Annotated in this window: 30 protein-coding genes and 1 tRNA gene; 27 read left to right on the forward strand and 4 right to left on the reverse strand. The window is 63.4% G+C overall.

Going from position 1 to position 24,073, the window contains the following annotated elements; translation table 11 throughout:
• Positions 1-70 precede the first annotated feature (70 nt).
• The 8 genes from VARPA_RS13560 (at position 71) to rng (ending at position 7,071) form a co-directional block, all read left to right on the forward strand.
• The gene (locus tag VARPA_RS13560) at positions 71-796 is read left to right on the forward strand and encodes a YebC/PmpR family DNA-binding transcriptional regulator (protein WP_013541134.1); all 726 of its coding nucleotides are present in this window, start codon (positions 71-73) and stop codon (positions 794-796) included.
• Between the two features lie 46 nt (positions 797-842).
• Complete coding sequence (purD, locus tag VARPA_RS13565; RefSeq protein WP_013541135.1) at positions 843-2,141, forward strand: phosphoribosylamine--glycine ligase; 1,299 nt, start codon at positions 843-845, stop codon at positions 2,139-2,141.
• The gene (hemF, locus tag VARPA_RS13570) at positions 2,141-3,058 is read left to right on the forward strand and encodes an oxygen-dependent coproporphyrinogen oxidase (protein ID WP_013541136.1); all 918 of its coding nucleotides are present in this window, start codon (positions 2,141-2,143) and stop codon (positions 3,056-3,058) included. Before purD ends, hemF begins: the two co-directional genes overlap by 1 nt.
• Positions 3,055-3,687 (forward strand): nicotinate (nicotinamide) nucleotide adenylyltransferase, encoded by a 633-nt coding sequence (gene nadD, locus VARPA_RS13575; protein WP_013541137.1) that lies wholly within the window; start codon positions 3,055-3,057, stop codon positions 3,685-3,687. The genes hemF and nadD overlap by 4 nt, the downstream gene beginning before the upstream one ends.
• Positions 3,687-4,376: a ribosome silencing factor gene (rsfS, locus tag VARPA_RS13580; RefSeq protein ID WP_013541138.1), complete on the forward strand. Its 690-nt coding sequence runs from the start codon at positions 3,687-3,689 to the stop codon at positions 4,374-4,376. The genes nadD and rsfS overlap by 1 nt, the downstream gene beginning before the upstream one ends.
• Positions 4,373-4,840 (forward strand): 23S rRNA (pseudouridine(1915)-N(3))-methyltransferase RlmH, encoded by a 468-nt coding sequence (gene rlmH, locus VARPA_RS13585; RefSeq protein WP_013541139.1) that lies wholly within the window; start codon positions 4,373-4,375, stop codon positions 4,838-4,840. The genes rsfS and rlmH overlap by 4 nt, the downstream gene beginning before the upstream one ends.
• A gap of 94 nt (positions 4,841-4,934) precedes the next feature.
• On the forward strand, positions 4,935-5,537 hold the full coding sequence (locus VARPA_RS13590; RefSeq protein WP_013541141.1) for a Maf family protein: 603 nt from the start codon (positions 4,935-4,937) through the stop codon (positions 5,535-5,537).
• 7 nt (positions 5,538-5,544) lie between these two features.
• Positions 5,545-7,071, forward strand: coding sequence for a ribonuclease G (gene rng / locus VARPA_RS13595; protein ID WP_013541142.1), 1,527 nt, complete (start codon positions 5,545-5,547; stop codon positions 7,069-7,071).
• A gap of 9 nt (positions 7,072-7,080) precedes the next feature.
• Here rng and msbA read toward each other — a convergent pair whose 3' ends face one another.
• Positions 7,081-8,865, reverse strand: a complete 1,785-nt coding sequence (gene msbA, locus VARPA_RS13600; RefSeq protein ID WP_013541143.1) for a lipid A export permease/ATP-binding protein MsbA — start codon at positions 8,863-8,865, stop codon at positions 7,081-7,083.
• Between the two features lie 253 nt (positions 8,866-9,118).
• Between msbA and tolB the strand changes: the two genes are divergently transcribed.
• From tolB to VARPA_RS30590, 8 genes are all read left to right on the forward strand, one after another.
• Positions 9,119-10,345 (forward strand): Tol-Pal system beta propeller repeat protein TolB, encoded by a 1,227-nt coding sequence (gene tolB, locus VARPA_RS13605; protein WP_013541144.1) that lies wholly within the window; start codon positions 9,119-9,121, stop codon positions 10,343-10,345.
• A 25-nt stretch (positions 10,346-10,370) separates the two neighbouring features.
• Positions 10,371-10,889: a peptidoglycan-associated lipoprotein Pal gene (gene pal / locus VARPA_RS13610; protein ID WP_013541145.1), complete on the forward strand. Its 519-nt coding sequence runs from the start codon at positions 10,371-10,373 to the stop codon at positions 10,887-10,889.
• A complete protein-coding gene (gene ybgF, locus VARPA_RS13615; RefSeq protein ID WP_013541146.1) occupies positions 10,889-11,638 on the forward strand; it encodes a tol-pal system protein YbgF in 750 nt (249 codons plus the stop codon). The genes pal and ybgF overlap by 1 nt, the downstream gene beginning before the upstream one ends.
• A 19-nt stretch (positions 11,639-11,657) precedes the next feature.
• Positions 11,658-12,503, forward strand: a complete 846-nt coding sequence (locus VARPA_RS13620) for a ThiF family adenylyltransferase (RefSeq protein WP_013541147.1) — start codon at positions 11,658-11,660, stop codon at positions 12,501-12,503.
• A 49-nt stretch (positions 12,504-12,552) separates the two neighbouring features.
• A tRNA-Lys gene (locus tag VARPA_RS13625) sits at positions 12,553-12,628 on the forward strand.
• A 176-nt stretch (positions 12,629-12,804) separates the two neighbouring features.
• On the forward strand, positions 12,805-14,016 hold the full coding sequence (locus tag VARPA_RS13630; protein WP_013541149.1) for a tyrosine-type recombinase/integrase: 1,212 nt from the start codon (positions 12,805-12,807) through the stop codon (positions 14,014-14,016).
• A 452-nt stretch (positions 14,017-14,468) separates the two neighbouring features.
• Positions 14,469-15,182 (forward strand): hypothetical protein, encoded by a 714-nt coding sequence (locus VARPA_RS13640; RefSeq protein ID WP_013541150.1) that lies wholly within the window; start codon positions 14,469-14,471, stop codon positions 15,180-15,182.
• Positions 15,183-15,242: 60 nt separating this feature from the next.
• Positions 15,243-15,479, forward strand: coding sequence for a helix-turn-helix transcriptional regulator (locus VARPA_RS30590; protein ID WP_013541151.1), 237 nt, complete (start codon positions 15,243-15,245; stop codon positions 15,477-15,479).
• Positions 15,480-15,955: 476 nt separating this feature from the next.
• Here the strand turns inward: VARPA_RS30590 and VARPA_RS13655 are convergent, their stop codons facing one another.
• On the reverse strand, positions 15,956-16,198 hold the full coding sequence (locus VARPA_RS13655; protein ID WP_013541153.1) for a hypothetical protein: 243 nt from the start codon (positions 16,196-16,198) through the stop codon (positions 15,956-15,958).
• A gap of 440 nt (positions 16,199-16,638) precedes the next feature.
• Here VARPA_RS13655 and VARPA_RS30595 point away from each other — a divergent pair, with 440 nt between their 5' ends.
• Positions 16,639-16,986, forward strand: coding sequence for a hypothetical protein (locus VARPA_RS30595; protein ID WP_013541155.1), 348 nt, complete (start codon positions 16,639-16,641; stop codon positions 16,984-16,986).
• A complete protein-coding gene (locus VARPA_RS13660; RefSeq protein WP_013541156.1) occupies positions 16,932-17,492 on the forward strand; it encodes a hypothetical protein in 561 nt (186 codons plus the stop codon). The genes VARPA_RS30595 and VARPA_RS13660 overlap by 55 nt, the downstream gene beginning before the upstream one ends.
• A gap of 157 nt (positions 17,493-17,649) precedes the next feature.
• On the opposite strand, the gene VARPA_RS13665 is transcribed toward VARPA_RS13660, so the two are convergent.
• Positions 17,650-18,861 (reverse strand): hypothetical protein, encoded by a 1,212-nt coding sequence (locus VARPA_RS13665; protein ID WP_013541157.1) that lies wholly within the window; start codon positions 18,859-18,861, stop codon positions 17,650-17,652.
• Positions 18,862-19,024: 163 nt separating this feature from the next.
• Here VARPA_RS13665 and VARPA_RS13670 point away from each other — a divergent pair, with 163 nt between their 5' ends.
• Entirely contained in the window at positions 19,025-19,390 is a 366-nt protein-coding gene (locus tag VARPA_RS13670; RefSeq protein ID WP_013541158.1) for a hypothetical protein, read from the forward strand.
• A gap of 120 nt (positions 19,391-19,510) precedes the next feature.
• On the opposite strand, the gene VARPA_RS31620 is transcribed toward VARPA_RS13670, so the two are convergent.
• Positions 19,511-20,050 (reverse strand): helix-turn-helix domain-containing protein, encoded by a 540-nt coding sequence (locus VARPA_RS31620; RefSeq protein WP_234975008.1) that lies wholly within the window; start codon positions 20,048-20,050, stop codon positions 19,511-19,513.
• A gap of 107 nt (positions 20,051-20,157) precedes the next feature.
• Here VARPA_RS31620 and VARPA_RS31045 point away from each other — a divergent pair, with 107 nt between their 5' ends.
• The 8 genes from VARPA_RS31045 (at position 20,158) to VARPA_RS13710 (ending at position 24,072) form a co-directional block, all read left to right on the forward strand.
• The gene (locus tag VARPA_RS31045) at positions 20,158-20,706 is read left to right on the forward strand and encodes a hypothetical protein (RefSeq protein ID WP_144298975.1); all 549 of its coding nucleotides are present in this window, start codon (positions 20,158-20,160) and stop codon (positions 20,704-20,706) included.
• A 121-nt stretch (positions 20,707-20,827) separates the two neighbouring features.
• Complete coding sequence (locus tag VARPA_RS13685) at positions 20,828-21,151, forward strand: hypothetical protein (RefSeq protein WP_013541161.1); 324 nt, start codon at positions 20,828-20,830, stop codon at positions 21,149-21,151.
• A complete protein-coding gene (locus VARPA_RS13690; protein WP_013541162.1) occupies positions 21,144-21,788 on the forward strand; it encodes a hypothetical protein in 645 nt (214 codons plus the stop codon). Before VARPA_RS13685 ends, VARPA_RS13690 begins: the two co-directional genes overlap by 8 nt.
• Positions 21,775-22,122 (forward strand): hypothetical protein, encoded by a 348-nt coding sequence (locus tag VARPA_RS13695; protein ID WP_013541163.1) that lies wholly within the window; start codon positions 21,775-21,777, stop codon positions 22,120-22,122. The genes VARPA_RS13690 and VARPA_RS13695 overlap by 14 nt, the downstream gene beginning before the upstream one ends.
• 221 nt (positions 22,123-22,343) lie before the next feature.
• Positions 22,344-23,195 (forward strand): hypothetical protein, encoded by an 852-nt coding sequence (locus tag VARPA_RS31050; RefSeq protein ID WP_144298976.1) that lies wholly within the window; start codon positions 22,344-22,346, stop codon positions 23,193-23,195.
• A gap of 108 nt (positions 23,196-23,303) precedes the next feature.
• A complete protein-coding gene (locus VARPA_RS13700; protein WP_013541165.1) occupies positions 23,304-23,519 on the forward strand; it encodes a helix-turn-helix transcriptional regulator in 216 nt (71 codons plus the stop codon).
• On the forward strand, positions 23,516-23,749 hold the full coding sequence (locus tag VARPA_RS13705; protein WP_013541166.1) for a helix-turn-helix transcriptional regulator: 234 nt from the start codon (positions 23,516-23,518) through the stop codon (positions 23,747-23,749). The genes VARPA_RS13700 and VARPA_RS13705 overlap by 4 nt, the downstream gene beginning before the upstream one ends.
• Positions 23,746-24,072 carry a helix-turn-helix domain-containing protein gene (locus tag VARPA_RS13710; RefSeq protein WP_144298977.1) on the forward strand — a complete coding sequence of 109 codons (327 nt, stop codon included), beginning with the start codon at positions 23,746-23,748 and terminating at the stop codon, positions 24,070-24,072. The genes VARPA_RS13705 and VARPA_RS13710 overlap by 4 nt, the downstream gene beginning before the upstream one ends.
• The last annotated feature ends 1 nt before the right edge of the window (position 24,073 follow it).

The following is a 24,073-nucleotide window of genomic DNA, read 5'->3' on the forward strand; positions in this document are numbered from 1 at the left end:
GGGCGTTGCGTGCGCCGGACAGTAAACTCGCACCTTGCTTTGAAAACACAAGACAGCGAGATAGAAAGCCATGGCCGGACACAGCAAATGGGCGAATATTCAGCACCGGAAGGGCCGCCAGGACGAGAAGCGCGGCAAGCTCTGGACCCGCGCCATCCGTGAAATCACCGTGGCCGCCCGCGCCGGCGGCGGCGACCTGAGCGCCAACCCGCGGCTGCGGCTGGCGGTCGAAAAGGCCAAGGCGGTCAACCTCCCGATCGACACGGTCAAGCGCAACATCGACAAGGCCACCGGCAACCTCGAAGGCGTCAACTACGAGGAAATTCGTTACGAGGGGTACGGCATCGGCGGCGCGGCGATCATCGTCGACACCATGACCGACAACCGCGTGCGCACCGTGGCCGAAGTGCGCCACGCCTTCTCCAAGCACGGCGGCAACATGGGCACCGAAGGCTCGGTGGCCTTTCAGTTCAAGCATTGCGGCCAGATCATCTTTGCGCCCGGCACCGATGAAGACAAGGTGATGGAAGTGGCGCTCGAGGCGGGCGCCGAAGACGTCGTGACCGACGACGACGGCGCGATCGAAGTGATCACCGCCGTCGGCGGTTTCGAAGCCGTGAAAAACGCGCTCGAAGCCGCCGGTCTCGCTCCCGACGCCGCCGAAGTCACCATGCGCGCCGAGAACCCGATCGAAGTCGCTGGCGAAGACGCCGCCAAGATGCAGAAGCTACTCGACGTGCTCGAGGACCTGGACGATGTGCAGGCGGTCTATCACAACGCCTCACTCACTGAATGAGCGAGCGAATGAACATTGATCCACAGCGAATGAAGAAGGCCCACGAATGAAGGTACTGGTTATTGGAGGAGGGGGCCGTGAACACGCCTTGGCATGGCGACTGGCACAGGCGGCCCGTGTCAGCCGCGTATACGTGGCGCCGGGCAACGGCGGCACCGTGAGCGACGAGCGCTACGACTGCATCGACATCACCGAACCCGCCGCGCTGCGCGAGTGGGCCATCAAGGAAAAGATTTCGCTGACCGTGGTCGGCCCCGAGGCGCCGCTGGCTGCGGGCGTGGTCGACGAGTTCCGCGCGCACGGCCTGCGCATCTTCGGCCCGACGCAGGCGGCCGCGCAACTGGAGAGTTCCAAGGCGTTCTCCAAGGCGTTCATGAAGCGCCACAAGATCCCGACGGCCGAATACGAAGCCTTCACCGACGCGGCAGCAGCCCATGCCTACATCGACGCCAAGGGTGCGCCGATCGTCGTCAAGGCCGATGGCCTGGCCGCCGGCAAGGGCGTGGTCGTGGCCATGACCGTGGAAGAAGCACACGAAGCCGTCGACTTCATGCTGGTCGACAACAAGTTCGGCGTGTCGCACAACGACGGCGGCGCGCGCGTGGTCATCGAGGAATTCCTTCAGGGCGAAGAAGCCAGCTTCATCGTGCTGTGCGACGGCAAGAACGTCACCGCGCTCGCCACCAGCCAGGACCACAAGCGCCTGCTCGACGGCGACGAAGGCCCCAACACCGGCGGCATGGGCGCGTATTCGCCCGCACCGGTAGTCACGGCCGAGGTGCATGCGCGTGCGATGCGCGAAATCATCCTGCCGACCATCCGCGGCATGGAAAAGGACGGCATTCCGTACACCGGCTTCCTCTATGCCGGCCTGATGATCGACGCGTCCGGCCATCCGAAGACGCTCGAATTCAATTGCCGCATGGGCGACCCCGAGACGCAGCCGATCATGATGCGGCTCAAGTCGGACCTGTTCGAGGTGTTCTGGCACGCCACCGATGGCACGCTGGACCAGGTCGAGCTGCAGTGGGACCGTCGCGTCGCGCTCGGCGTGGTGATGGCGGCACATGGCTATCCGCTCTCGCCGCGCAAGGGCGACCGCATCACGGGCATTCCGCCTGAAGCGCCCGACGCCGTGGTGTTCCATGCCGGAACAACCATGCAGGACGGCGAACTCAAGACCAGCGGCGGCCGCGTGCTCTGCGTGACCGTGCTGGCCGACAGCGTGAAGCTCGCGCAGCAGCGGGTCTACGAGGTCGCGGCGCGCGTGCGTTTCGACGGCGCGCAATACCGCAAGGACATCGGATTCCGCGCATTGCATGCGCGCAACGCCCCTCAAGCCTGATGCAGCAGACGAACCCCGCGGCAGTCGGCAGCTACCTGCGCGGACTGCAGCAGTCGATCATCGCGGCGGTCGAGAAGGCCGATGGCGGCACCTGCCTGCACGATGCCTGGCACAAGGCGCCGGGCGAGCAACTGCAGGGCAATGGCCTGACTTGCATCCTCGAAGGCGGGGCTCTGTTCGAGCGCGCGGGCTGCGGTTTCTCTCAGGTGCGCGGGCCCAAGCTGCCGCCTTCGGCCACGCAGAACCGGCCTGAATTGGCCGGCGCGCCATTCGAGGCGATGGGCGTGTCGCTGGTGTTCCATCCGCGCAATCCGTACGTGCCGATCGTCCACATGAACGTGCGCATGCTGGCCGCGCTGCCCGAGGGCGGCGAGCCGGTCTGCTGGTTCGGCGGCGGCATGGACCTGACGCCTTGCTACGGCTTCGAGGAAGACGCGGTGCACTTTCACACCGTGTGCCGCGATGCGCTCGCGCCCTTCGGCGACGACAAGTACCCGCGCTTCAAGACCTGGTGCGACGAGTATTTTTTCCTGAAGCACCGCAATGAGCAGCGCGGCATCGGTGGCATCTTCTTCGACGACTTCGCCGAAGGCGGTTTCGAGAATGGCTTTGCGCTGATCCGTTCGGTCGGCGATGCGCTCCTGCCGGCGTACCTGCCGCTGGTCGAGCGCCGTCGCCACACGCACTACGACGAACGCGAGCGCGAATTCCAGCTTTACCGACGCGGTCGGTATGTCGAGTTCAACCTCGTGTGGGACCGCGGCACGCACTTCGGGCTTCAGTCGGGCGGGCGCACCGAATCGATCCTGCTCTCGATGCCGCCGCTCGCAAGCTGGGCTTACCGTCAGCAGCCGGAACCCGGCAGCCCCGAAGCCGCGCTGTACAGCGACTTTCTTCCGCGGCGCGACTGGCTGTGAACTCTTCCGGCAAGGCTCCGCGCATCGGCGTCTTCGGCGGCGCTTTCGATCCGCCGCACAACGCCCACGTCGCCTTGGCCAAAGCCGCATTGGCGCAGCTGGACCTGGCCGAGTTGCACGTCATCCCGACAGGGCAGGCATGGCATAAGAGCCGCACGCTCACGCCGAAAGAAGACCGCCTAGCGATGACGCGGCTGGCCTTCGCCGATTTGAAGGGCGGCAAGGTCGTCATCGACAGCCGCGAAGTGTTGCGCGACGGCCCCACCTACACGCTGGACACCCTGCACGAGTTGCAGAAAGAGCAGCCCGGCGCTCAACTGGTTTTGATCATGGGCGCCGACCAGGCGAGCGCGTTGCCGAGCTGGCACGGCTGGCAGGCTATACTCGGCATTGCTATCGTTTCTGTAGCGTATCGCGCACTATCGACGGGCGGCATTGCCCGTTTTGATCCGAACATGCTGCCCAACCTCCCGGCTGGCGCGCGTTTCGAGGCGCTAGAACTGCCTGCCATGGACACCAGCGCCACCGAGATTCGGCGGCGCGCTGCACTGGGCGTGGACATTTCCTCGCTGGTTCCGCCCACGGTTGCACGCTATATTGACCAACACCACCTCTACCGCTCTGCCTGATGACCACTGAAGCCGCCGCCAAGAAAGACACCCAGAAACTCCAGCGAGCCATCATCGATGGACTCGAAGACGTCAAGGCGCAGGACATCCAGGTATTCGACACAGAGCACTTGTCGCCGCTGTTCGAGCGCGTGATCGTCGCGTCGGGCACTTCGAATCGCCAAACCAAGGCGCTCGCCGCCAGCGTGCGCGATGCGGTCCGCGAGGCCGGATTCGGCAAGCCGCGCATCGAGGGCGAAGACAACGGCGAGTGGATCATCGTGGACTGCGGCGCGGCCGTCGCGCACATCATGCAGCCCGCAATTCGACAGTACTACCACCTCGAAGAGATCTGGGGCGACAAGCCGGTGCGCGCCAAGCTGGGCGGTGCCAAGCCTGCCGCCAGTACCTCGTCGAGCACGGAAGAAGCGGGCGAGAAGAAGAAAAAGCCCGCCGCCAAAGAACCTTCGCTGCGCCGCTCGAGCGCCGCCAAGACGGCGGTCAAGGCAGCCGAGCAGGAAGCCAGGGAAGAGAAAGCCCGCCGCTCGCCGGCAAGAAAAACGGCTGCGAAGAAGGCACCCGCCAAGAAGACCTCGACCACAGCGCGCACGCCGGTCAAGGTGATCGGCAAGCCCGCCGCCAAGAAGACCACAGCCAAGCCAGCGGCAAAGAAGGCGCCTGCCAAGAAGGCGCCAGCCCGCCGCGCATGAAGCTCTTGGTGGTCGCCGTCGGGCAGCGCATGCCCGACTGGGCGCAGACTGCCTGGGACGATTACGCCAAGCGCTTCCCGCCCGAGCTCAAACTCGAGCTGCGCGCCGTCAAGACCGAACCCCGCGGCTCCAAGTCATTGGAGACGCTCTACGCCGCCGAACGCGAACGCATCGAGGGCGCCATTGCCCGCGGCATGCGCATCGTGGCGCTCGACGAGCGCGGCACCGCACTCACCACCAAGGCACTCGCCGCGCGCCTGCAGGCTTGGCAGATCGAGGGCGATGACGTGGCCCTCGTGATCGGCGGGCCCGATGGCCTCGACCCCGCCTTCAAGGCCGCGGCGCACGAACGCATCCGTCTCTCGGACCTGACCCTGCCGCATGCGATGGCGCGGGTGCTGCTGGTCGAGCAGCTGTACCGGGCGTGGTCGGTCAACGCGGGCCATCCGTACCACCGGGAATGACCGGGCCGGCCGCCTTGCTCGATGAGGCGAACTGCGAACCTGTGCCCGCGCTGCTGCCGCATGAAATGGTCTGGAACCTCACGGAGCCTTGAACTTGCCCGACTTCATTTACCTTGCGTCGCAAAGCCCGCGCCGCGCTCAATTGCTCGGCCAACTCGGGGTTCGCCATGAACTGCTGTTGGCCACGCCCGACGAAGATGCCGAGTCGCTCGAAGTCGTGTTGCCCAACGAGTCGCCGACGGCGTATGTGCAGCGTGTCACCGCCCTCAAGCTCGATGCCGCCGTCGCGCGACGCAAGCGCCTCGGCCTGCCCGACGCACCCGTGCTCTGTGCCGACACCACAGTCGCGCTGGGCCGCACCATCCTCGGCAAGCCCGACGACGCGCGCGATGCCGAGCGCATGCTGGCGCTCCTGTCCGGCAGCACCCACCGCGTGCTGACCGCCGTCGCGCTGCAGCACGGCCGCCGCCGTCATGCGGCGCTGAGCGTGTCGCGCGTGCGCTTCGCCGCGATCACGAAGAAGCAGATCGCTGGCTATGCAGCCAGCGGCGAGCCGCTCGGCAAGGCCGGCGCCTATGCGATCCAGGGCGCAGCGGCGGCCTTCATCGAGCACATCAGCGGGTCCTATTCGGGCATCATGGGACTCCCGATGTTCGAGACCGCGCAGCTGCTTCGCAGTGCCGGTTTCAAAACTTAAGAATTCCATGCAAGACATCCTGATCAACTGGTCCCCTCAAGAGACCCGTGTGGCACTGGTCGAGCACGGCGCTGTGCAAGAACTGCACGTCGAACGCACGCTGGAGCGTGGGCTGGTCGGCAACATCTACCTGGGCAAGGTCTCGCGCGTGCTGCCGGGCATGCAGTCGGCGTTCATCGACATCGGCCTGGAGCGCACGGCCTTCCTTCACGTGGCCGACATCGTCGCGCCGTTCACGCCGGGCTCGCGGCCGAGCGCGCCGACGCCTGAGCGTGACCACCGCAACGGCGGCCCGATGGTGCCGATCGAGAAGCAGGTGTTCGAAGGGCAGTCGCTGCTGGTGCAGGTGATCAAGGACCCGATCGGCACCAAGGGCGCACGGCTGTCGACGCAGATCAGCATTGCCGGGCGGCTGCTGGTGTTCCTGCCGCAGGACAACCACATCGGTGTCTCACAGAAGATTCCGTCGGAGCAGCGCGAATCGCTGCGCACGCGCATGCTGACGCTGATCGAGGCGGCTGCTGCGGCCGACAGCGGCGGCGTGGTGCCGTCCAATACCGGTGGCTTCATCCTGCGTACCAACGGCGAGGATTCGTCCGATGCCGAGCTGGCCGAAGACATCGGCTACCTGCGCAAGACCTGGTCGCGCATCCGCGATGCATCGAGCAAGCTGCCCGCGATGTCGCTGCTGCACCAGGACCTGAGCCTCTTGCAGCGCGTGCTGCGCGACATGACCAGCGAAGACACGCAGACCATCCGCATCGACTCGCGCGAGCAGTTCGAGGTGCTGCTCAAGTTCGGCCTCGAATTCATGCCGCAAGCCGCGGGCAAGCTGCAGCACTACAAGGGCGAACGGCCGATCTTCGACCTGTATTCGGTGGACGAGGAAATCGCCAAGGCACTGGGCCGGCGCGTCGAGCTCAAGTCGGGCGGCTACCTCGTGGTCGACCAGACCGAGGCGCTGACCACGGTGGACGTGAATACCGGCGGCTTCGTCGGTGCGCGCAATTTCGACGACACGATCTTCAAGACGAACCTCGAGGCGGCGCAGGCGATTGCGCGGCAACTGCGGCTGCGCAACCTGGGCGGAATCATCATCGTCGACTTCATCGACATGGGGCGCGACGACCATCGTGAGCAGGTGCTGGCGGAGTTTCGCAAGCAATTGGCGCGGGACCGGGTCAAGACCACGGCGGGCGGCTTCTCGCAGCTTGGGCTGGTCGAGATGACACGCAAGCGCACGCGCGAATCGCTGGCCCACATGCTGTGCGAACCATGCGCGGCCTGCGGCGGGCAAGGCATCGTGAAAACTGCGCGCAGCGTGGCTTACGACGTGATGCGCGAGATCCTGCGTGAGGCGCGGCAATTCACGCCACGCGAGTTCCGCATCGTGTCGTCGCCGCAGGTGATCGAACTGTTCCTCGATGAGGAAAGCCAGCATCTCGCGGGACTGAGCGACTTCATCGGCAAGCCGATTTCGCTGCAGTCCGAGCCCGCCATCGGGCAGGGCCAGTACGACATCGTGTTGCTCTGAGCGAGCGGCTCAGAGCGTCGGGTCTTGCCCCGGCGTCGCACTGCGCACGGCCAACGTCTGCAGGCGTGCATAGAGCCCGTCGAGCGCCATCAACTGCGCGTGGCTGCCTTGCTCGGCAATGCGGCCTTGCTCCATCACGATGATGCGGTCCGCATGCTGGATGGTCGAGAGCCGATGCGCCACGATCAGCGTGGTGCGGTTCTGCATCAGGCGATGCAGGGCATCCTGCACCAGCCGTTCCGATTCGGTGTCGAGCGCCGAGGTGGCTTCGTCGAGCAGCAGTACCGGCGCGTTCTTGTAGAGAGCGCGCGCGATCGCGAGACGCTGGCGTTGGCCGCCGGAGAGCTGCGTGGCGTTGTGGCCCAGCACCGTGTCCATGCCCTGCGGCAGGTTCTCGACGTGGGCGCTCAGGTTGGCGGCGACCAGGCATTCGTTGACGCGTTCGCGGTCGATCTCCGAGCCCAGTGCCACATTGGCCGCCAGCGTGTCGTTGAGCATGACCACGTCCTGGCTCACCATCGCGAACTGCGCGCGCAGGCTCTTCAATTTCCACTCACTGGTGTCGTGACCATCGAGCAGCACCTGCCCGCCGCTGGGCTGCACGAAGCGCGGCAGCAGGTTGACCAGCGTGGTCTTGCCAGAGCCTGAAGGGCCGACGAAAGCCACCACCTGGCCAGGCTGGATGGTCAGGCTCACGCCGTCGAGCGCGCGCTGTTCATCGTCGCCGCGGTAGCTGACCTGCACGTTGCGCAGCTCGATGTGGCCATCGGCGTGCGCCATCTCGAAGCTGCCTTGCGATTCGGGCGCGACCTCATCGACCAGGATCAGGCCGCGTTCCAGCGCAGCAAGCCCGCGCGTGATCGGCCCGGCCACTTCGGCGAGGCGCCGGATCGGCGCGATCAGCATGAGCATGGCGGTGATGTAGGCGACGAATCCACCGACGGTGAAGCCCTGCTTGCCGCTTTGCCAGAGGGCGATCATCACGACGATCGACAGCGCGAGCGAAGCCATCATCTGCGTGAGTGGCGTGGTCGCGGCCTGGGCGATGGTGGACTTCACGGCCAGGCGGTTGAGCCGTTGGCTCAGTTGTTCGAAGCGGCGCTCCTGGGCCTGCTCGGCGCCATGCAGTCGCACGACGCGATGGGCGAGCACGTTCTCCTCGACCACGTAGGCCAGCTCGTCGGTAGCCTGCTGGCCCTGTTGTGTGAGCTTGTAGAGGCGCTTGGAGAACACCTTCATGATCCAGGAGATGCTGGGCACGAGAAACGCGACGATCAGCGTCAGCTTCCAGTTCAGATAGACCAGGTAGCCCAGAAGCGCGATGAGCGTGAAGCCATCGCGTGAAAGCCCAAGCAGCGCCTGCACCAGCAGCATCGCGCCGGTCTGCACCTCGTACACCACCGTGTTCGACAGCGCACTCGCCGACTGGCGCGTGAAGAGAGCGAGCTCGGCGCCGAGCAGGCGTTCGAACAGCACCCGGCGCAGCTTCTGCATGCCTTCATTGGCGATACGCGACAAAGCATATTGAGAGATGAATTGCGCGATGCCGCGCACGGCGAACAGCAGCAGCACGGCGGCGGGCACGAACCACAGCGGCATCTCCCCGCGGGTGAAGCCGCGGTCGAGCAGCGGCTTCAGAAGCGCGGCCATCAGCGGCTCGGTGATGGCCGCCAGCATGGCCCCGCAGAGGCCCACGGCCCACCATTTGCGCGAGCTGCCGAACCAGGTCATGAGACGCGCCAGACGGCGCATCAGGGGAGGGCGCGGGGTCTCGCTGCCAGGGGATGCTTGCATGGCGGCGGATTCTACGGGTCGTCCCGAGGCTCGCTTTTTGCCAGAGTCGTGTAGGACCGAACCGATGGATAAACGTTTTGTGACGGGAGCACCGGGCCAGTGTGTAACATGTGGCCCCTTGCGTCGGGCCGAAACTTTTTGTCCGAAAACCTCTCCGAACCGCATGAACAAGCCGTTGTCAGCTCCTACCCCAACTCCTTCTTCATCGCTATTTGCACGCCGCAGTCTCATTGCGGCCCTTGCTGCCACCCCCATGCTTCCAGCGCTCGCCCAGTTCCGGGTCGAAGTGTCGGGCGTCGGGTTGACGCAATTGCCAATCGCGTTGGTCCCTTTCAAGGGCCAGGATTCATCGCCGCAGAAGATCTCCGACATCGTCCAGGCCGACCTGGAACGCAGCGGCCAGTTCCGCGGCGTCGATGCCTCGGGCCAGGCGCTGGACGAGGCCTCGCGTCCCGACCTCTCGCTGTGGCGCCAACGCACGGCCGACTCGCTCGTCGTTGGCAGCGTCACCCGACTCGCAGACGGCCGCTTCGATGTGAAGTTCCGCCTGTGGGACGTGGTGAAGGGCCAGGACCTCGGCGGCCAGAGCTACACCGTTCCGCAAGGCGACCTGCGCCTCGCCTCGCACCGCATCGCCGACTTCGTCTATGAAAAGCTGACCGGCGAGAAGGGCATCTTCTCGACCCGCATCGCGTACGTCACCAAGGGCGGCAGCCGCTATTCGCTGTGGGTGGCCGACGCCGACGGCGAGAACGCGCAGGCCGCACTCGCGAGCCCCGAGCCGATCATCTCGCCGTGCTGGTCGTCCAACGGCCAGCAACTGGCGTACGTGTCCTTCGAATCGCGCAAGCCCGTGGTCTACGTGCACAACGTGGCCAGCGGCCAGCGCCGACTGCTGGCGAACTTCAAGGGTTCCAACAGCGCGCCTGCATGGGCACCGGACGGCAACTCGCTCGCCGTCACCCTCAGCCGCGACGGTGGCTCGCAGCTCTACACGATCCCGGCCAGCGGCGGCGAGCCGCGCCGGCTGACCCAGAGCGCGAGCATCGACACCGAGCCGGTGTACTCGGCCGACGGCAGCACGATCTATTTCGTGAGCGACCGCGGCGGTGCTCCCCAGATCTACAAGATGGGTGCCAGCGGCGGCAACCCGACCCGCGTCACGTTCAGCGGCACCTACAACATTTCTCCGTCCGTCAGCGGCGATGGCCGGTGGTTGGCCTACATCTCGCGCATTGGCGGTGCCTTCAAACTCCAGGTGATGGAGTTGGCGACGGGTAATGTGGCGTCCATCACCGACACCAACGCCGACGAGAGCCCGAGTTTTGCCCCCAATAGCAAGCTGATCGTCTACGCAACGCACTTGCAAGGCCGTGAAGCGCTGATGACGACCACGCTCGACGGAAAAATAAAGGCACGACTGGCGGGACAGGCGGGAGACATCAGGGAACCGGACTGGGGTCCGTTTCAAAAGCAATGATTAGGTTTATTTTGAGGAGTTCGTAATGTTGAAACGCACAATTTATTCGCTGGCCATCGTGGCTCTCATCGCCGGTTGCTCGTCGGGCACGAAGCTCAACGAGACGCCCGTCACCGACGGCCGCGGCACCGCGGGCCAGCAAGGCGGCGGCGCCAGCACGGTGACCCCGGTCAACGCTGACCAGAGCGCAGCCACGGCACAAGGCCCGGTCGGCGTGGCTCGCATCGTGTACTTCGACTACGACAGCTACACGGTCAAGCCCGAGTTCCAGTCGATCGTCGACGGCCACGCCCGCTTCCTGAAGAGCGCACCGCAGCGTCGCATCTCGATCGAAGGCCATACCGATGAGCGCGGTGGCCGTGAGTACAACCTGGCCCTCGGCCAGAAGCGCGCCGAAGCCGTTCGCCGTGCACTGACCCTGCTGGGCGTGAACGACAGCCAGATCGAAGCCGTGAGCTTCGGCAAGGAAAAGCCGGCCGTCCAGGGTGGTGGCGAAGAGGCGTGGGCACAGAACCGCCGCGCTGAAATCCGCTACACCCGGTGATGCCACGCGCTCTGTTGCGGGGCGCGGCGCTGGCTGCCGCCCTGCTTTGCGTCTCGATGGGCTCACAGGCCGCGTTGTTCGAGGATGACGAAGCCCGCAAGGCCATCCTCGACCTGCGCCAGCGCGTCGAGGCCATGCGCCAGCAAACCGACCAGCGGCTGACGGACGAAAACGGCCAGTTGCGCCGCAGCCTGCTCGACCTGCAGAACCAGATCGAGCAGATGCGTGGCGATCTGGCGCGCATGACCGGACAGAACGAGCAGCTCACGCGCACGCTGAGCGAAATGCAGTCGCGCCAGACCACCATCGACGACAAGCTCAGGCAGAACGAGCCGTCCAAGGTGACGGTCGACGGCCGCGAGTTCAACGCCGATCCCAAGGAAAAGGCCGACTTCGAAGCTGCGCTCGGCATCTTCCGTGCCGGCCAGTTCGCGCAGTCGCAAACGGCCTTCGCCGAATTCGTCAAGCGCTATCCGCAAAGCGGCTACAACGCCTCGGCCCTGTTCTGGCTCGGCAATGCGCAGTACGCCACTCGCAACTACAACGAGGCCATCGCGAACTTCCGCTCGATGCTCTCGCTCGCGCCCGACCATGCCAAGGCCCCCGAGGCCGTGCTGTCGATCGCGAACTGCCAGATCGAGCTGAAGGACACGCGCTCGGCACGCCGCACGCTGGAAGACCTGGCCAAGGCCTATCCGCAGTCCGAAGCCGCACAGGCGGGCCGCGAGCGTCTCTCGCGCCTGCGCTGATGTCAGCGGAGCAGTCCGCTTGAGCGCAACCCTTCCTGCAGCGTTCACACCGGTCGCCGCGGATGTCGTCACCGACACCGCGGCGCCTGACTTTGCGCGCCGCTTCGGCGGCCTCGAGCGGCTCTACGGCGTGGCCGGTGCCGCGCGCATCCGCAACGCGCATGTGCTCGTCGCCGGCATCGGCGGCGTGGGCTCGTGGGCGGTGGAGGCGTTGGCTCGCAGCGGGGTGGGGCGGCTGACGCTGGTCGATCTCGATCATGTGTCGGAGTCGAACATCAACCGGCAGATCCACGCGCTCGAAGCGACCGTGGGGCAGGCGAAGGTCGAAGCCATGCGCGACCGCATCGCGCAGATCAATCCCGACTGCAAGGTGCTCGCGCTCGACGAGTTTGTCGAACCCGGCAACTGGACGGCTTTGCTCGATGCCGCACAGGCCGCGAATGGCCCGGCCACTGCCGTCATCGACGCCTGCGACCAGGTGAAGGCCAAGCTGACCATGGCCGCATGGGCACGCGCATCGCGTGATGCCGCATTCATCACAGTGGGCGCTGCGGGCGGCAAGCGGCAAGCGCACAAGGTCGACATCGACGATCTTTCGCTCGTCACGCACGATCCGCTGCTCACCCAGCTTCGCCAGCGCCTGCGCAAAGAACATGGCGCGCCGCGCGAAGGCAAGAAGATCGGCGTGACCTGCGTCTTCAGCCGCGAGAGCGTTGCGCCGCCCGATGCGTCCTGCGCGATCGAAGAAGGCGACGGTTCGCTCAATTGCCATGGCTATGGTTCAGTGGTGAGCGTCACGGCCACCTTCGGGCAATGTGCGGCAGGTTGGGTTCTCGACAAAATCGCGAGCAACGCCACGCTATAATCTTTGGCTTTGCCGGATTCAACATCGGCAAGAAGCAAAAAATGGTTCCGGGACGTTAGCTCAGTTGGTAGAGCAGCGGACTTTTAATCCGTTGGTCACTGGTTCGAATCCAGTACGTCCTACCAGAACTACCTCCGCATGAAGCCGAGGACATACATCAGCCCTAAGTGAATCAATCACTTAGGGCTTTTTTGTGTCCGCCGACGGCCGCTTGTGTATGCTTGAAGCCGGCGAGTTTGTTGGTACATGCGCTGGTATTGGCCGCTGTGGCTGATGGTATCGACGACGCCGGAGGCGATCGATGGCATTGACGGATATGGCAGCACGCAAGGCAAAGCCTGAGGTTCGCTCATACAACCTCACGGACGGGGCGGGCCTATATCTGCAGGTGACGCCTGCAGGCGGCAAACTGTGGCGCTGGAACTACCGCCATGATGGCAAGCAGAAGACGATGGCCTTCGGGAGCTACCCCGAGGTGTCGATCGCTGACGCACGCGAAGCACACCAGGCGGCGCGCAAGCAGAAGGCCGCGGGCGCTGATCCAATGGCGCAGCGGAAGCTGGACAAGATCGCAGGGGTGATGGCTAGGGAGCACTCATTCAAGGCCATTGCACAACAGTGGCACGACCAGTGGAAGCCGAACAAGGCCGAGCGGCATGCTCGCATTGTGTGGGGCCGCCTTGAGAACGATGTCTTCCCTGCTATCGGTGCGCGACCGATCTCCGAGGTCAAACCTTCGGAGCTCGTGGCCATGATCAAGAAGATAGCCGGCCGCGGCGCACCTGACATGGCGAAGCGGTGCCTGGAGATCAGTGGGCAGGTCTTTCGTTATGCCGTGGCGCATGGCATTTCCGAGCGAAACCCGGCTGCGGACATCAAACCTGGCGACGTGTTGCCGCCGCGAAAGACGAACCACTTCGCGCGCGTCGAATCGAGTGAGCTGCCAGACCTACTTCGCAAGATCGAAGCCTACTCAGGGACGCCTGCTACGCGGCTGGCGATGAAGCTGATGGCCTATACCTTTGTGCGCACGGGTGAGCTCATCGGCGCGCGTTGGCCCGAGTTCGACCTCGATGCCGCTGTGTGGCGCATCCCTCCAGAGCGTATGAAGATGAAGACGCTGCACATCGTCCCGCTGTCGACGCAGGCTGTCGAGGTGCTGCGCACGCTCCAACTGGTGACCGGGGACAGTGCGCTGCTCTTTCCTGGTGAGAGAGATCATGAGAAGTCGATCAGCAACAATACCATCCTGGGCGCGCTGAAGCGGATGGGCTACGCGGGTCGAATGACCGGCCACGGCTTCCGCGGTGTGGCCTCGACCGAATTGCACGAGATGGGGTTCGAGGAGGCGCACATCGAGGCGCAGATGTCGCACCTGAAGCGCAACCGAGTCGCCTCGGCCTACGACCATTCGAAGTACCTCAAGCAGCGCGTCGCGATGATGCAGACTTGGGCCGATCGTCTCGACCAGTTCCGCGCTGGCGCGAAGATCTTGCCGTTCAAGGCTGCGTAGCTGCAAGTGATCGAACGTACTGCCAACTGACTTCATTGCGCCGGCCGTCCGACTGACTCTGCGTGTCTCGTGTCGAATGAACTGGTCGGCGATCGGTCGGCGGTAAGCTGACTGGATGACACTTCGACTGCCAATAGTTGCCCTCGTCCTTGTGGCCGTCGCCGCGAGCGCTGCCGACAAGCAACAGATCATGTTCTCGCGCTACCTGCGGGCGCAGATCTGCATCGATCGGGCCATTGGCCAGCGATGGCATGAGCGCTACGACATTTCGATGGTGATGAATAGCTGGGGTGTCAGCGAACCCACGGCCAGCGGGTTGGCGAAGGGGCCAGAGCCGCTCCGGCGCGCTCACGCGAGATGCCGATCCGAGAACGAGATCGCGAGCGAACCGGTACCCAGGTGACCGATGCCGATGCGCGGCATATTCTTTGGGCCTGAAGGCGCGGTAGAGCATGCATAAAGAAAATTCAGTTGATGAGACTGCATCGTCCGATAAGTCAGTCGATGAAGGCCGGTCCGGATTTGGGCTGGAAGAGTGCACGGCGCAGCGACGGGCCGACATCGCGGCGTACCGTTATCTGATGGCCTCCAATGAGCTCCATGCGATGCCGAAAGCCGCACCAGCGCGGCTCAGGGACGGCCGGGTTGACGCTCTTCGCACGGCCTTGTTGGACTTCTTGAATGAGGCCGGCAGCGCGTGCGAGCCCGTGTGCATTGATCAAGAGCTAGCCCGGGAACTGCATCGCGAGATGCAGCAGCACTTCTCCGGCGGGACGTTTGCGATGTTGCTCAGCCGGCCGCAGCGCACTGAAGCTCACCGACCCAAGGAGAACTTCCTTCAGCGGCGCGTCAAGCTGAACGCTCTCGTGTATCTGCACGGCGTAGAAATGGGAGTGGTGAAGACATCCAGTCCCATGAAGGATGTTCGCCTGGCATGTGGCTTGCGAAGCGAAGGGACCGTCCGAGGTTGGAAGGCAGAAAAGGAACTGATGGAGGAGGCGCGCGAGCTTGCCATCAGCGTCATCGTCGAGTATGCCGAGCAGCCGCGGGCCGCACTCGAAGCGGCTTTTGTCCAGGTGCTCGAGCACGCCGGGCTTGTCTATCGGAAGCATGTCCTCGACTCGGGGCTGGCGGGGGAGCTTGCCCGCAAAAAAGCCCGCACTTAATCGCGGTTGATCAAGAGGTGAGGCGTTGCCAGACTCCAGCACATCGAAGGAGCTTGCAAGGTGACCATTCATCAAAAACCCGGTGAGGCAGGCGAGCTAGCAGGCCATCCAGCAGCGCTCCTGCGGTGCTCGTCCGTGACGGCGCTCACCGGCCTTAGTCGGAGCACCCTCTACGCAAAGATCGCCGTTGGAGCATTTCCGGAACCTGTCAGGCTCGGACCGCGTTGTAGTCGATGGCGCGTCAGGGACGTGGCTGCCTGGCTGGACGCACTCGAGCCCGGGCGCCTACCTACTTAACCTCGTCAACGGCCGCGGCCATGACCGGTTCACCCTGGGCGCCATCCGCACCAGGATCACCAAGAGCGTCCGGCTCGCGAGCCGTCAATCGTTGAAGCGTGACGCCCGCATGCCGGTCGAGATGAAGGGGTACGACATTCGGGCGCCTAAAGCCGACGCCGGGTCGTAGAGCAGCACGCTACAAGGGAAGGCTTGTCTTAGGCAGCAGTTTGCCTATGACGGCGATGCCGCGTTTCATCTCGTCATAGCTAGATCGAGTGATGGAGAGCACTTCTCCTTCGATTGCTCGCTGCGCCTGTCGCGAAAGATCCGCCAACGCTTCCTGCGAGACTTCCCCGATGCGAGTCTCGGCCGTCTTTGACATGGAAAACCTCGAGCACGTCGAGCAGTCGTAGTACCGCTTGTCTGAGTGGTCAATGAAGTAGAAAACCGCTGGGCTCTTGCAGAGGGGGCACGTTCTTGCTTCGGTCTTCATGTTAGGCCTCGGCCTCTCTCATGCGCTCCTCGATCTTTTCCAGGTAATCAATGAGCATGCGCACCTGGGTCGAGTTCGTGGCGATCGGATATTCGCCGTGCACGGCACGCAGGTTTTCGTGGTGATCGAAAAAGAACAGCTCGCCATCGATCCAGTTCGCATAGCCCTCGTTCGGCATCGAGCGCATGCCCGGGATGTCTTCTGCCTCAGCGTCGGGGCCGAGCTGAATCTTGATCATTGCCATGCGGTCTCCTCGCGTTCTGGAGCCCGCATCTTAGGTGCGGCGTGCTTGGGGAACAACTTGACCATGCGTGGCGGTGCTGACGGCGCTTGAGTATTCAGGAGGCCTGATGCTCGGCCGTCATCCCCAAGCGCTGAATTTGCACGGCGCGCACGCGCTCAGGGAGGTGTCGAGAAGGTTCATACTGAAGCCTTGAGTTCGAGGAGAGAACCATGACTGCCTGTACGCAGTGCCAGGAATTGAAGGGAGCGCCGGCCACCGTGGGGCCGCACGATCGGCTTGTTAGGGGCACAACTGAAGTCTTTGCTGCGGGGAGAGAGGTCCAAGTGTTGGATGGACTCGAGTGGTACCGGTGTACCACCTGCAACTCGCACCTTGTTCGCGACCGCGACAGGGCCGGCGTGCCCACGCAATGGACGCTGGTTCGAGAAGGGGGCGTGTAGATGGCCAAACCCACACGCAGCGCCGCGCAACTGAAGCAGATGCTGATTCAGCGCATCGAAGCACTGCCGGGCACTCGAGGCCGGCAGACCGACGTGCACCGGGGCGGCGTCATCGGCATGCCGCCGGAGGAAGACGGCCCCAACTGGACGGTGCGCGTGGTCACCGACCGTGGCACGCACCGGTCCGACATCGCGCAGATCATTCGGACGCTGCAGATGCAGTTCGACTCGAGGACTGATCGGGCAGCGGCCTCTTCGCGCGCTACGATGCGCGCCAAGCGAGGAGAACCAATATGCCTGCGACCGAGTATTGCTTTCTGTGGATCGACTGGTGGCCGCTATGCATGACCAAGGCCGAGTGGTCTGGTTGGATGCAGGCGATCTTCTCGGTCGCGGCGATCATTGCAGCCGGCGCGTTCGCGATGATCTCTATACGGGCTACGCGCGAAGATCAGATCAGCGCGCGCCGCGAAGGCATGCTCTCGTTGATCACCGTTGTCGTTACCTTGACTCGGCTTCTGTCCATGGAAATCTCCGCTCGGGCGGCTCGATTGGATAGCAGCATGGACGACGCTGCACGTGACGCTTTCCTCGCCGGCGACCCCTTCGTTGATGTTCTTGCTGCCGCATACGTGATCCCGTTGCATGAGCAGCCAGAAGAGGCACAAGTTCGCCTCGTCTTCGCCTTGCGAAGGCTTGTTAGTACCGCGAGAGAAACGCACTCCGCAATTGCAAAAGAACTCAATTCCAGCCTGGGAGACTTCTTGTTGGCCCGGCAGCCATTTGCTCTCATCCTGGAAGGACTCGCAGATCTCGAGCGCAACTGCGAGAAGCGAGCCACAGAGTTGAGGTAAGCGAAACTGAACCTGCGCGATGAACACGCGGGCCATGTGACGGTCGTCGACCATAACTGCACTCCCGGCATGGTGAGGGCCATCGCCACGTCACGCACCCAGATCGGCCTGGGCCGCAGCATCGCCTCATGGCCAGCTCATGGATCACCCGCGTCGATCACGCCTCAATATTGAACGATTTCAGCCTCGTGCTTAGCGGGCAGATCTCGTCGGCCACACTTAGCGCCCAGGCGCCCCATCGCACTTTCTCATGCTGTGCCGGCTTGCCGTCGAGATGCTCGGCAGCTACGGCCTTAACGTAGTCCCGGATCTGCTGGGCCTGATGCCACCGTGCTGCCTCGCCAATCAACTCCTCTCGACGCGCTGCCTCCGCTGCTCTGGCCGCCGCTTCCATCGCGCGTGCACGTGCCACGGCCTCGGCGCGCGCTTCGCCTGCGAGCCGGCGCTCGTGTTCAGCCAGAAATTCCTTCTTGCGTTCCCGGGAGAGCACCACGGTCCGGTATAGGCGACAGAACAGACCGTTGAGCTGAGCCTCCAGGCGCTGGCCACCGTCTTCCGCGAGCTTGAAATCGCCGAGAGGGCTGCGCGACACGACTAACGCCAGACGATCGGTCGGTCTGTATCTCTTCTCTTGACCGAAGGACGGGTAGATCGGGTTCCTGTCGACGACGTCGAAATCTTGGCGCTCTCGGATCGCCATGAGAAAGGTAGCTCCGTTCAGCGACACGCTGAGCTTTCCCGAAATGATGACGGCCACACAGCCTCGCTCTTCGGCGGCCAGGAATGCTGCGTTCGCAATTGCGAGCGCTCGGGTGCCTGTTAACTCGGAGACCTGGAAGCAGGGTGGCATTGGTTCGCCGAGCAGGCCGCCCGAGAGCCAGCTGAATTTGAAGTGGTCGAGATTGACACCCGGACGCACCTGCTTTGCTCGCTTGGCCGCTGCGCGATCGCGCTCCTCTACGGCCTTCCGGCGCTTGTGCACGGCGGCCTCGAGCGTTTTTCTCAGCGGTGCAATTGCCTTGTGCCAATGCGTCGGCTCAAGGTCTACTGTGATGCGATTCTCCGGCTGCTCTTCGAACGCCAGTCGATCTTTCAACCAAATTTGATCGGTCGGGTCGACGTGCTCCCGCGCCTCGGGTGGGTAGCTCACGAACGATGTGCGCTCCGCGTCCGCGGGGAGCGGCTCTTGAATGACGGAATGTCCGGCAGCGAGCTTGGCCCAATGCCCGGCCCGCGGTAGCGGAATATTCAGGACCTTGCAGATCTTGCGGATGCCGTTGTCTGATAGGCCGTACCTTGGACCAAGCGTCGACAGTGGCGTCGACCAGACCTCTTCATACAGTGCCTCGCGTTGGAACGTGTGAGCCATGCAAGCCTCCAAGTCAAGACTGGCACTCTGCCACAGGCGTATGGCAGTGCGAGCGGCCGCATCGGCCCAACCGCGGCCCCGGCATTCGACTTGAGCACTCAACCCGATAGGGAGGGGTTCAAGATGCTCAGCCATACTGCGGGTTTCAAGGCAAGGGGGGAGGATGGATGCTGCAATCGCAGGGCTGCTGGGCACCGCGTTGGGAGCGGTTCTTGGCGCCGGAGGCGCGCTGGGCGCCGCCTGGATTCAACAGGGCCACCAGACACGTAGGGAGCGCCTGAAGGCCGCTGCAGACCTTGGGCTGGTGGACTTCAATCAGCGCGTCAAAGTGATCCAAAGAGATGGCGGGACGCTTGTTCCGCTATCGGTTTTTGTGGCGTATCACGCCGACGTGCTCGAGGTCATCGCAAAGAAGGCGTTTGACCCTGAGGCAGTCGCAGCAATCGACCGAAGGCAGATCGCGCTAGTTCGGGCGATTGAGGGCAGACCTAGCGGGCAGGCCATCAAAGAGGGCAAAAACGCTAGGTAATGCCCGTGCTGAAGGCAGCTCGGGCAGTTCCCCAGCCCTAGGGAACTTGGTGCCGATCAAGGCCACCTGATTGCCCAGAAGGCTATTGGTGTGGAATCTCGAGTGTCCACCGCAAAGCGGCTATCGCGCTTGGTCAACGCAGCGCTGAAGGTCCGCAACCCGCCAGCGCGTGAGCCCGCCGAGCTTCACGGGCGCCGGCAGGTTCTTGTTCTTTACCTCGCGCCAGAACGTCGACTTGCCCATGGACAGCATGCGTGCAGCCTCGGCGGCCGGGACGTAGAGACTCCCTTGATGAATGGCGGGGCGCTCGGCGGTTGTCCGGGTGTGAGGAGTTGAGGCCGTCGATGCTGCCGGCTTCTCTGAGGTTGGGCTTGTGGACCGCCGGGCCTCGGTTGGGAGCGCCGGCAGGGCCGGCGGCGTCTGGCGGCGTGGCTTAACCATCGGCAGGGGCGCGTGCGGCTGGCGCTTCATGCGTCGCTGCAGTGCCTCTTCCCGTGCCTTCTCGGCGAGGAACAAAAGCAGGTCGGCATACATGAATATCCACCCGCGGCCGAGCTTCAACCCTGGGATCTCGCCGGCGCGAGCGAGTTCTTCCACCTGGTCTGGGGTGCAACGCAGCAACTCTGCGCACTGCTCGGAATCAATGATGTCCGGCGTCAATAACTCATTTCTTGAATGCATGGCCTAAAAATCAAATTTGCACAAGATGATGTTTGTACGAGTGAATATTGATTGGTGGGCCGTTAAATCAAATGCACAATGTAGTCATGTCACCTAACGAACTCATTGGTCGAGGAGGCGCAGGCAGAGGTCAAGGGCGTAAGCCGATCTCCGACGACGCCCGACCCTACAAGCTTCTTCTTCCCGCCGAACTACGCGCCAAATTGGACGAACTTGGTGGCGCAGAGTGGCTGCGATCCCAGTTATCTCTGGCTGCCTATCTCGACGACATCAATCTAGACAACGCAATGAACCTCGCAGCTCGATACATCGACGCAATGCGGCAGCTGCCGCAGTACTTCACCAATCTGGACTACAAAGGTCCGCTGACTCACGTCATGACTGGTGTACGCGTGATACCCGCCGGCGACCTCACCGATTCAGATGACGACAGCGGCATTCTGGAGGTGATCTATCCCGGTGGGCATCGAGTGGAAGTCAACGGCCATGCGCTCTATCAAATGGCACTGGCCGAAGGGGTGCGATGGGAGATCGACAGCAATGTTGACGACATCCCACTGCGTAAACGCGACGTCTATCAGGCGCGCATAGCCGACCTTGACGAGCATTTGCGCCGCAAGCACGGCTTGATCTGAGGAATAACCGCCATGCCCCGCGGCGGTGTATGCGGGGCACAAAAGGCGACGGCCGCAGGAGGTGAGATTCCTGCAGCCGTCTAACCAAAGAACGTGCACAACTTAGAAGGAGATGCACACCATGGCTACCGAAAATGTACAAGGTTCGGGCGGGCGGATCACGCTCGCCAACCTAAATCAAGAGCAAATTTCCCTGCTGCTGACGCAGATCGCGACCTCGGCAGACACCCTGTCAACATTCGCCGCATACGCAGCGCAGCGTGCAGACGGCGGGGCGATGTGGGATCTGCATGTCGTTGAGAGCTTGGCGGAGCGAATTGGGGCGCTCGCCGAGCTCGCGGTGCCCGGCGCCGTCCGCGGGACTTTCGCAGGTTGGTCCGTGTGCAGCGACTTTGAAACGATGGGCCTGCCGGTCGGCGGTGCAGTTGGAGGCGGCCATGACTGATGTCGCGCTCGACATCCATGTGGCCACCGAATGGACGACCACGCACGACATCTTCCAGGGAGAGATCCACGCGCTGCTCGCTGCCGGCGTGATCGAGCAGAAGCACTTCGAGCCTCAGGCCGGGCGCCGCAAAGGCTGTACACACTTCATGCCTGACGGCAGCCCTGTACCGAGCGGGCTTCCCATACCGTCGCTTCTCCCTGGAGTCGTCTCTGTCTATTGCAGGGCTGACGGGAAGTGCGAGGTGAAGAAAGCGGTGAGTGCAGACCAGCGCCGCGCTCGCGATGCAGCGGAGCCGACGTTGTTCGGCGACTACCGTGGCTGCAAACGCTATCGTGGGGACAGAGAAAGGCTGGTCCGTGACGGTGTGCGGTCCTCATGGCTCGATGGACTTCCTCTGCCGGGAAAGAAGCGAGGCCATCGAGAGATTCATGAGGGCGAGTTCAAGATCGCTGTTTTCGCGAACGAAGGCATCTTCAAAGTGCAGGTAACGCACATCGACTACTACAAGGACTGGGGCCGCGACTTGTATCTCCAGAAGCGGGCTGAATACGGACTGCCATTGATTGTCAGGGGACACCTCACGCTCGTGTGGTCGCGGCCAGAAGTGAATGGAGCCCGCCATGGCCGTGCGTGACGTAGACGGTCGGCGCCAAGCCGAGGCCGATTTCATCCGTGGGCGTAATCTGGCGGTAGCGATGCTCGAAGAAGCCGACCAATTGCAGATGCACGATCCCGACTCGGCCGCCCCGAACCGCGCCTATCGCGATGGCAAGGCACAGGTGCGCTTCAGCGAAGCTTTCCTGATGCAATTGATCGCCGACCCCAGCATGCTCGACGGCTTCAGTGCGGTGTTGTCTGCGAAGCTGGCGGACCAGTGCGATTGCCCCGCGTCCTATTACGCGCTCTCCGCGGCCGAGTACGCCGAGGGGGGAGTGGGTGCCGACGGAACGATGGTGGTGACGGGCTGACGACAGCCGGTACATTCGAACCGCCAGCCCTAGGCTGATCCCCGAAAACCCGTTTCCCTGACGGGCTGGGCTGGCATCTTTTCAGGGGCGCGAGGGACGCATGATTTACAAAGACGTTAGGGCGCTGGCGGGCTGGCGTTATGTGCTGGGTGAGTTCCATGCCTAGGAAAATTCCCGCCGGAAAGCAAGACTCTCCGCCGAGCGAAGCTACAGACGCTGAGTTGCCCGCCGACCAGCCGCCGCAAGGGGCGCACCGGCATCGCGAGCTGCGAGGCGTCGGTACCGTTGGCGTGGGCGAAGCGATAGGCCGACGAAGCGTTCTCCCAATTGCTACATCGACGATCGCCGCGCGGTCAGTCGTTGAGGATGTTTACAAACTCCTTCGCGAAGCCGCCCAGCGAGATGAAGCTGGTGTCGCCCTGGCAGAACGCTTTCGCGTTAACGGCGCGTTGCTCGACCGGTTTGTAAGAGAGGCTGAAACGTATTCAAGCAAGCAACTGCTGCTCGGGCATGAGGAAGGGGAAAGGGCAAGACGGTGTCGAGCGGTTGCGCTGCGTCGTTGGGGCGGCTCGCTGTTCTCCTTGCTCCTACCTTGGATTTCCGGCGATGGGCCCGATCGTGCCAAAGCTTCCGCTGTAGCGCGACGGGAAAGCGAACAACGCAATACGGATATTGCAGCAGCCGCGTCAAAGCTCCTCCAGCTGATGGACCGCAATGCTGGTGCTGCACTCAGTGAGATGCAACGCGGCGCTCCGCACCTACCCGTTGACGTGTTCTTACCTAGACTTCGTCAGGACTTGAACTGCCTGATCGATGCAGCCTCCGGTCGTCGACGAGAACGACGCGCTGAGCGAGCATTGAAATCGCGAGCGAAGGATGGTCTGCCAGAACTTCCCACGCGTGGAGTGCTGCCCTACGGCGCGGAGGGGTTCGTGACCGAAGTTGATCGGACACTTCCCTTCGTGGCATCAAGCAACGCGATCATCGACCTTTGGCAGTTTGTGAGTGGGCAAGTAATCGGAGAAAGTGCGGTGCGCGCGGCTCGAAAGCGCAGGGCAATGCGCACAAGTTAGCCCGCCTTTTCTGCGGACTTGTTCGCGAGTTTTTAGCGTCGTTTGCAGAACATCAATGCTTGAAGCGAAGGAAATTGGTTCTTCGCGTATTCCTAGAGGGAATCAAGCATGGAAAGCTCTAAAAAGCCTGATGCCGGATCTGCCGGCCTGTTGGCAACTGCGCAGGCTAGCGCATACCTTGGCGTCCCGGGCCCGACTTTGGCCGGCTGGCGCTACCGCGGTATCGGCCCGACCTACGTGAAGATTGGCGGCTGCATTCGCTACCGCAAAGCCGATCTCGACGGCTATATCGCGCAGAACGAACGCAAGGCGGTGGCAGCATGAGCCGCATCGAGCAAACGGTCGACCATGCGGTCGAGCAAACCGTCGAGCTGTCGAAGAACCCGGCCGCACTGCTGCGCATCGCGACGGTCCAATCACTCACTGGTCTGAGCCGGACAACGATTTATTGCAAGGCTGCGCAAGGCGAATTCCCCTCGCCACTGAAACTGGGCTCGCGCTGCTCACGCTGGCGTGCGTCGTCGATCTCCGAGTGGCTGGAGGCGGTCAAGTGAGCCGCGCAAAAAACAAACCCCAGAGCGGTGTGCGCCGCCCCAGGGTGAATGCAAAGTTGCCATTGCCCGCGCAGTCTATGAGCGCAAGCACATCGACGCAAGCGCAAATCGAACGCCTGTTGCGCCTTCTCAAGCGCCGCCCGCGCCACACGCACGAGCTTCGCCAGCACGGAATCAGCCACCCTGCAGCCCGAGTGCTTGACCTCAAGCGCCGCGGCTTCTGTATCGAGTCATCCCGCGTCAGCACTGTGGACTCGGACTCCTTCCAGCATCGCGGGGTTGCACTCTACGAACTGCGCAGCGAGCAGGAAGGGGCGGCGTGAT

It is taken from the genome of Variovorax paradoxus EPS (genome assembly GCF_000184745.1).
GTDB classification, from domain to species: Bacteria; Pseudomonadota; Gammaproteobacteria; order Burkholderiales; family Burkholderiaceae_C; genus Variovorax; species Variovorax paradoxus_C.

Coding starts and splice junctions, on each gene's coding strand:
- VARPA_RS13690 (WP_013541162.1), top strand. CDS start 21,144: ATGACTGATGTCGCGCTCGACATCCATGTGGCCACCGAATGGACGACC.
- VARPA_RS13630 (WP_013541149.1), top strand. CDS start 12,805: ATGGCATTGACGGATATGGCAGCACGCAAGGCAAAGCCTGAGGTTCGC.
- VARPA_RS13660 (WP_013541156.1), top strand. CDS start 16,932: ATGCCTGCGACCGAGTATTGCTTTCTGTGGATCGACTGGTGGCCGCTA.
- VARPA_RS30595 (WP_013541155.1), top strand. CDS start 16,639: ATGGCCAAACCCACACGCAGCGCCGCGCAACTGAAGCAGATGCTGATT.
- VARPA_RS13670 (WP_013541158.1), top strand. CDS start 19,025: ATGGATGCTGCAATCGCAGGGCTGCTGGGCACCGCGTTGGGAGCGGTT.
- VARPA_RS13560 (WP_013541134.1), top strand. CDS start 71: ATGGCCGGACACAGCAAATGGGCGAATATTCAGCACCGGAAGGGCCGC.
- tolB (WP_013541144.1), top strand. CDS start 9,119: ATGCTTCCAGCGCTCGCCCAGTTCCGGGTCGAAGTGTCGGGCGTCGGG.
- rng (WP_013541142.1), top strand. CDS start 5,545: ATGCAAGACATCCTGATCAACTGGTCCCCTCAAGAGACCCGTGTGGCA.
- rsfS (WP_013541138.1), top strand. CDS start 3,687: ATGACCACTGAAGCCGCCGCCAAGAAAGACACCCAGAAACTCCAGCGA.
- VARPA_RS13705 (WP_013541166.1), top strand. CDS start 23,516: ATGAGCCGCATCGAGCAAACGGTCGACCATGCGGTCGAGCAAACCGTC.
- VARPA_RS13640 (WP_013541150.1), top strand. CDS start 14,469: ATGCATAAAGAAAATTCAGTTGATGAGACTGCATCGTCCGATAAGTCA.
- VARPA_RS13685 (WP_013541161.1), top strand. CDS start 20,828: ATGGCTACCGAAAATGTACAAGGTTCGGGCGGGCGGATCACGCTCGCC.
- ybgF (WP_013541146.1), top strand. CDS start 10,889: ATGCCACGCGCTCTGTTGCGGGGCGCGGCGCTGGCTGCCGCCCTGCTT.
- rlmH (WP_013541139.1), top strand. CDS start 4,373: ATGAAGCTCTTGGTGGTCGCCGTCGGGCAGCGCATGCCCGACTGGGCG.
- pal (WP_013541145.1), top strand. CDS start 10,371: ATGTTGAAACGCACAATTTATTCGCTGGCCATCGTGGCTCTCATCGCC.
- VARPA_RS13695 (WP_013541163.1), top strand. CDS start 21,775: ATGGCCGTGCGTGACGTAGACGGTCGGCGCCAAGCCGAGGCCGATTTC.
- VARPA_RS13665 (WP_013541157.1), bottom strand. CDS start 18,861: ATGGCTCACACGTTCCAACGCGAGGCACTGTATGAAGAGGTCTGGTCG.
- purD (WP_013541135.1), top strand. CDS start 843: ATGAAGGTACTGGTTATTGGAGGAGGGGGCCGTGAACACGCCTTGGCA.
- VARPA_RS13700 (WP_013541165.1), top strand. CDS start 23,304: ATGGAAAGCTCTAAAAAGCCTGATGCCGGATCTGCCGGCCTGTTGGCA.
- msbA (WP_013541143.1), bottom strand. CDS start 8,865: ATGCAAGCATCCCCTGGCAGCGAGACCCCGCGCCCTCCCCTGATGCGC.
- VARPA_RS13655 (WP_013541153.1), bottom strand. CDS start 16,198: ATGGCAATGATCAAGATTCAGCTCGGCCCCGACGCTGAGGCAGAAGAC.
- hemF (WP_013541136.1), top strand. CDS start 2,141: ATGCAGCAGACGAACCCCGCGGCAGTCGGCAGCTACCTGCGCGGACTG.
- VARPA_RS31045 (WP_144298975.1), top strand. CDS start 20,158: ATGTCACCTAACGAACTCATTGGTCGAGGAGGCGCAGGCAGAGGTCAA.